The sequence below is a fragment of the Streptomyces sp. NH27 genome, from assembly GCF_056859195.1.
In genome coordinates this window covers 1-5851 of record NZ_JACEGK010000512.1, presented here as the reverse complement: position 1 = coordinate 5851, position 5851 = coordinate 1, and the positions used below count along the sequence as shown (strand labels likewise).

The window sequence follows — 5851 nt, the reverse complement described above, 5'->3', positions numbered from 1 at the left end:
GTGGCGAGCAGCAGGAGCCCGGGCCAGTCGAAGCCGCCGGTCCGGCGGAACTCCCTGGTCCGCGGCAGCAGGTAGTGCCCGGCGACCAGTGCCAGCACGCCGATCGGGACGTTCACCCCGAACACCCACCGCCAGCCCAGCGTCGAGACCAGCACGCCGCCGACCGTGGGCCCCAGCGCCAGGCCGAGCGCCTGGGCCGCCGCCTGCACGCCCAGCGCGGCCCGCATCCGCTCGCGCGGCGCGCTCGTGGTCACCAGCGCCACGCTGTTGGCCTGCATCAGCGCGGCACCCACCGCCTGCACGCCGCGGAACACCACCAGCATCAGCAGCGAGGGCGCCAGCCCGCACACCGCCGAGGCCGCCGTGAACACGGCGAACCCGTAGAGGTAGAGCAGCTTGCGCCCGTACGCGTCCGACAGCCGACCGGCCGGCACCAGCAGCGCTATCAGCACCAGCAGGTACGCCAGCGACACCCACTCCACGGCGGCCGGCGACGCGTCGAACCGCTGCCGCAGCCCGCCGTAGGTGAGCGTCACGATGCTCGCGTCGAGTTGGCCCATGAACGCGCCGAAGCAGACGGTCGCGACAGCCAGCCGCCATGCGTACGGGCGGCCGCGCACCGCGTCCGGCCGCGCCCGCTCGTGCAGCAACAACGCCGACCGGCGTCCACGGCCATCCGCCGCCGGCCGGGTCCCCGCACGAGTCGTCATACGGCGAGCATACATCGGTCACCGAACTGTTCGGAGACCGTCATCCGCGGCCCCCGGCCGGACCGGGGCGCGGCTAGGCTCGGGGCGATGACGAGTGCGTGGGAGCCGGGGGCCGCCGGTGTGCTGCGGCTTCCGTCCGGGCGGCTGGTCCGCGGGCGGGGGCTGCGCAACGCGCTGCCCGAGGGGCCGCTGCCGGCCTTCGCCGTCCATCTGCGCGGGCGCCGGCCACAGCCGGTGGAGTGGGAGGCGCGGTGGGTGCTCTGGCCGGACTTCTGGCTGCCGTCGGACCGTACGGCGTTCGCCGAGGCACTGGCCGAGCTGCGGCGGCGGGCGACGGGCGAGCGCGTGGAGATCGCCTGCGGGGGCGGGTTCGGGCGCACCGGCACAGCGCTGGCGTGCCTCGCGGTGCTCGACGGCGTCCCCGGTGACCAGGCCGTCGGCTACGTCCGCGCGCACTACTCGCACCGGGCCGTCGAGACCCCGTGGCAACGCCGCTTCGTGACCGCCTTCGCCCGCTCCCACCAGCCCTGACGCCCGCTCCCACCGGCCCTGACCGCCGCTCCCGGCGGCTCCGACGCCCGCTCCCGGCAGCCCTGATACCGAGCCCCGCACGCTCGGCTCCCGCCGTCCGGCGGCCGTGTCCGGTTACGATCCTTCGGGGAATCGAACGGTCGGACGGAGGAGAATGCACGTGAGCAGCAAACCTGACCTGGTCGGCGTCGTCGGGTCGGCCCGGGCACTGGGCTCGCTCGCGGTGCTGTCCGGTGCGGCCGGGGCGCTGCCCGTGCTGCTCGGGCACACCAAGGGGCTGAGCGGCGCGACGGTGGCCGTGATCGGAGCTGTGCTGTTCGTCATACCCTGCGCGTGGTCCGCCGGGCCGCGGCGCGCCTGGTACCGGGCCCGGCTGGAGGCCGCGGTGCCGGCGCCGGACGAGTCCGTGGTGACCGCGCCCGAGGAGACCTTCGAACGTGTCACCCGCCCGATGACCTCGACGGTGATCGTGACGATCGGCGTCGGGCTGCTCATCGCGTACACGACCGGCATCCCCGCGGGGCTCGTGCTCACCGGGATCGGCGCGGGCATGCTGAGCCAGGCCCAGTGGGTCGCCCGGCAGGAACGCGCCCAGGGCGTACGGCTGCTCTGCCCGGCCGCCCCGCCCCGGGTCACGGCGGACGACCCCAACCTGGCCGCGTACCAGGAGGTCCCGTTCTACACAGTGCCCACGCGGACCTGACCCGCGCGGGCCCGAAGTGCCCCTGCACAGCGGCGCCCCCTTCGTCCCGGTGACGATCTCGCCGATCGACTCCAGCGGCAGCTTCGGAACGCCGTCGGCGAAGAGCGCGACCAGGAAGTGCAGTTGCGCGGGGTCGCGGGCGAGGTCGGCGATACCCCAACTCCCGTTGATCGGGGCCCAGGTGACCACGCTCGGGTGACCGCGCTCGGGCGGCCGCGGGCGCCACGGGCGCCGTCCTCACCTTCATCAGCTCCCGGAACGCCTTCCGCCGGCCGCTGTCGGCGCTCGGACCGCGGCCGGGACCGGCGGCCCGGTCCGCCGGACGACGGCACGGCGGGGGCGGCGTAGGACCGTACGAACACGGTCTGTTCGGGGCTCCAGCGCTGTTCGGTGGTGGCCAGCAGGCGCCAGCCGAGCCGTTCGTAGAGGGCGGCGGCGGCCGTGTCCGAGGCGACGACGTCGAGGACCGGGTGCAGGCCGAGGTCGTGGGCCGCCCGGGTCGCCTCGGCCATCAGGAGCGCGCCGATCCGGTGGCCGCGCGCGGCCGGTGTGACGAACAGCCGGTTGACGACGGCGGCTTGATCCGGGCCCGCGCCCGTATCCGACGCCCACAGCCCGGGGGCGAGGTCGTCCGGACCGCTGCGGGAGAGCACCACGTGTCCGGCGATCGCGCCGTCCAGTTCTGCCGCCCAGGCGGCGAGCAGTGCGACCGGCGACAGCCAACCGGCCGGATCGGCAGGCCAGTTCACCGGGTAGCCGTCCTGCCGGTGCACCGCGGCGAGCACCGCGGCGCAGCCGTCGAGGTCGGCATCGCCCCGCGGCCGCACGGACACCGCCGAGCCGCGCCCCCGACCCTGCTGCATCCCGCCTCCGCGACTGCTCCGCCGACCGCCGTTCCCGGCCTCAACGTACCGGACCCTCCGAACCCGGGACCCCGGCCTCTGCTCGGCGCCGCCCGCCGGGCACCCGCGGGTGCGACCATGGCGCTATGGAAACCGACGAGGCACGCCGTGTAGCCGTTGCGCACTTCACCGAGGGCGGGGCGAAGAACGCGGGGTGGACCGTCACCGGGCCCGCCGTGCAGGACGTCCGGACCACGACCGGGTCCCGCCCGTCCCTCGTCTTCACCTTCCGAGCACCGGCCAGTGACGCCTGGAACCGCAGGTCGTTGCCGCTACGGGTGGCCGTCGACGCCGAGACCGGCATCGCGGCGACGCTGCGCTGAACCCGGGTCGCGCCCACACTCCCGGGCATTCGTAGCATCATAGATCGGTGCGCATGACCGCTTTGATGCCTTTCGCCGTGTTATGCAGAGGTGTGAAGGAACAGCGGCGGCAGCCCCGCGCTATGACGGTCGATCGGTCCGAGGGGTTCGGGGAGCGCCTGCTGGGCGTCCTGCTGGATCGGGCGCACGAGATGCCGCCGGAGCTGATCGCCCCGCTCGTCGCCGAGGAGGTCGCCCGGATCGGCGGGCGCGACGTGTCGGTCCTGCTCCAGGACTACGAGCAGTTGATGCTGATGCCGCTGCTCGGCCGGCGGCTCTTCGTCGAGGAGCCGCAACCGGTGTCCGGCTCGCACGCGGGCACGGCCTTCCTGGAGGCGAAGACGGTCGAGGTCGAACAGGGCGGCGGGACACGGCTGTTCCTGCCGCTGCTGGACGGCAGCGACCAGGTGGGCGTCATGGCCGTGACCCTGGACGAGGTGGACGACGACGACCGCCGGCTGCTGCGCCGGCTGGCCGGACTGGTCGCCGACATGGTGGTGACCAAGAACAGCTACACCGACGCCTTCACCCTGACCCGGCGCCGGGCCCCGATGAGCGTGGCCGCCGAGATCCAGTGGTCCCTGATGCCGCCGCTGCGCATGGCCGTGCCCCAGGTCGAGCTGGCGGGCATCCTCGAGCCCGCGTACGACGTCGCGGGCGACAGCTTCGACTACGCCCTCAACGAGGACATCCTGCACATCGCCATGATCGACGCGATGGGCCACGGACTGAGCGCCGCCGTGATGGCCACCGCCGCGATCGGCGCCTACCGCCACTCCCGCAGGAGCGGCGTCGGCCTGGCCGGGATCTACGCCTACATGGACGAGGTGATCGCCGCACAGTTCGGGCCCGAGCAGTTCGTCACGGCCCAGATGATGCAACTCGACGTCAGGACCGGTCACCTGCGGTGGGTCAACGCCGGCCATCCCTGGCCGCTGCTCGTCCGTGGCCACGACGACATCCGGCAGTTGCACGGCACCACCACGCTCCCGGTGGGCTTCGGTGGCCAGGAACCCGTGGTCAGTGAGCAGGTGTTGCACAAGGGCGACCGCGTGCTGTGCTTCACCGACGGTCTCGTCGAGGAACACCGCTCGGGCGGCGAGGAGTTCGGGCTTCCCCAGCTCAAGTCGGTGGTCTCCGAGGTGAGTCGGCGTCACCACCGGGTCCGGCCGCTGGTGCAGGACCTCTCGCACACCCTGATGCAGGCCCGCGGCGGAGTCACCAGCGACGACGCGACGATGCTGCTGGTCGAATGGCGCGGCGGCACGGCCGACCACCTGGCGAAGCTGGACTGACGGCACGGGCCCGTACCGGCCGGCTCGCTCGAACCCGTGGTTGCCGGAACCCGGGTTCGCCCGCACCCCGGGCCTACGTGAACCCCGACCTACGTGAACCCCGGCCCGCCGTACACCATCACGCCGCCGTACGCGACCACGCCGCCCTATACCCGCTCCCGCCTGGTCCACGTCGACCAGTTCTACCTGCGCGCCGACACGATTGCCGCTGCGAACGCGAAGCTGATCGAGGCCAGTCCGAGGTCCCGATCGTGCAGTTCTGGGGCGATGGGCTGCTGGCCTCGGTCGACGGACTGCGGTTCGTCGTCCCCGTCCGCACGATCAGCGCGGCGCCGTCGCCGAAGTACTTCGGGTTCAAGCGCGGCATCACCTGGCTCAACGCCGTCAACGACCAGGTCGCGGGCATCGGGCAGATGGTCGTCCCGGGCACCCCGCGCGACTCCCTGCACATCCTGGACGCGCTGCTGAACCTGGACGGCGGGCGCAAGCCGGAGATGGTGGCCACCGACAACGCCTCCTCCGACATCGTGTTCGGGATCTTCAAGATCCTGGGCTACAACTACGGCCACCTTTGGTCTGTGGATCGTCCATGCTCTGGGCCTTGCCTGCTGGGTGCTTGTGCCCCGGCCTGTAGCGATTAACCCGCCGATGACCGCCCCAGGTCCGCCCGCGCCGCCGCTCGGGTGCGATTACCTGGCTGCCGAACAGGCGGAAATCTATGTCGGTCGGAGTAGACATTGGGAGGTGGTGTGGTTATGGTTTCTCTCGTAACCCAGAGAGACCGCAGGGCCTGGCAGAGACGAACTGCCAGGCAGCAGTACCAGTAAGCGCAGTACGGCAAGGCGGTGCGGTGGTGGAGTGTCGAAGCCAGAGCAGACGCAGGACGGGCGACGGGACTGACGACCGGACCGGGCGGCCCGCAGTGATCAGGGGCCGCCGAGAGGAGTACCGCAGTTCACGCAATGGCACTACCCAGCAGTGAAGTGAGCAGCACCTCGGTGAAGGCGTCGGCTGCGGGCGCGCGCACCGGGAAGTTCGGCAGTGGGGTTCTAAGCCAGAGCAGACGCAGGACGGGCGACGGGGCTGGCTGCCGAAGCGTGGCGCTCGACCAGGCCACGAGCAGTTCGCAGTACCAGCAGTATGCAGTTCCCCGCAGGTAAGAAGTTCATCACCAGAGGGAAGAACGGAGGGATTGAACGCCATCAGGATCGCCCGGACCGATGTCTGAGTCCGGGTACCGCAGGACATCGATAGTGAGGTGGTCTCCGGTCAAGCAACCGCGATCCCCGCACCCCCGACAGAGTTCAGGTCGGGCCAGCGGAAACAGAAGGCCGGCGCAGTACCAGGG

At 72.0% G+C, this 5851-nt stretch carries 5 protein-coding genes and 2 pseudogenes; 5 read left to right on the top strand and 2 right to left on the bottom strand.

Features of this window, described 5'->3' with window-relative positions; all coding sequences use genetic code 11:
* A partial coding sequence (locus tag AC13HU_RS30695; RefSeq protein ID WP_483045240.1) for an MFS transporter occupies window positions 1–710 on the bottom strand: 710 nt, incomplete at its 3' end.
* Between the two features lie 87 nt (window positions 711–797).
* Between AC13HU_RS30695 and AC13HU_RS30690 the strand changes: the two genes are divergently transcribed.
* Together AC13HU_RS30690 and AC13HU_RS30685 are read left to right on the top strand one after the other, a co-directional pair.
* A complete protein-coding gene (locus tag AC13HU_RS30690; protein ID WP_483045239.1) occupies window positions 798–1241 on the top strand; it encodes a protein-tyrosine phosphatase family protein in 444 nt (147 codons plus the stop codon).
* Window positions 1242–1401: 160 nt separating this feature from the next.
* Window positions 1402–1944, top strand: coding sequence for a hypothetical protein (locus AC13HU_RS30685; RefSeq protein WP_483045238.1), 543 nt, complete (start codon window positions 1402–1404; stop codon window positions 1942–1944).
* 338 nt (window positions 1945–2282) lie between these two features.
* On the opposite strand, the pseudogene AC13HU_RS30680 reads toward AC13HU_RS30685, so the two are convergent.
* Window positions 2283–2807, bottom strand: a pseudogene (locus AC13HU_RS30680) (GNAT family N-acetyltransferase); the annotation flags it as partial.
* Window positions 2808–2932: 125 nt separating this feature from the next.
* Here AC13HU_RS30680 and AC13HU_RS30675 point away from each other — a divergent pair.
* From AC13HU_RS30675 to AC13HU_RS30665, 3 genes and pseudogenes are all read left to right on the top strand, one after another.
* Window positions 2933–3169, top strand: a complete 237-nt coding sequence (locus tag AC13HU_RS30675) for a hypothetical protein (RefSeq protein ID WP_483045237.1) — start codon at window positions 2933–2935, stop codon at window positions 3167–3169.
* A gap of 122 nt (window positions 3170–3291) precedes the next feature.
* Window positions 3292–4503 (top strand): PP2C family protein-serine/threonine phosphatase, encoded by a 1212-nt coding sequence (locus AC13HU_RS30670; RefSeq protein ID WP_483045236.1) that lies wholly within the window; start codon window positions 3292–3294, stop codon window positions 4501–4503.
* 141 nt (window positions 4504–4644) lie between these two features.
* Window positions 4645–5066, top strand: a pseudogene (locus AC13HU_RS30665) (Tn3 family transposase); the annotation flags it as partial.
* Between the last annotated feature and the right edge of the window lie 785 nt (window positions 5067–5851).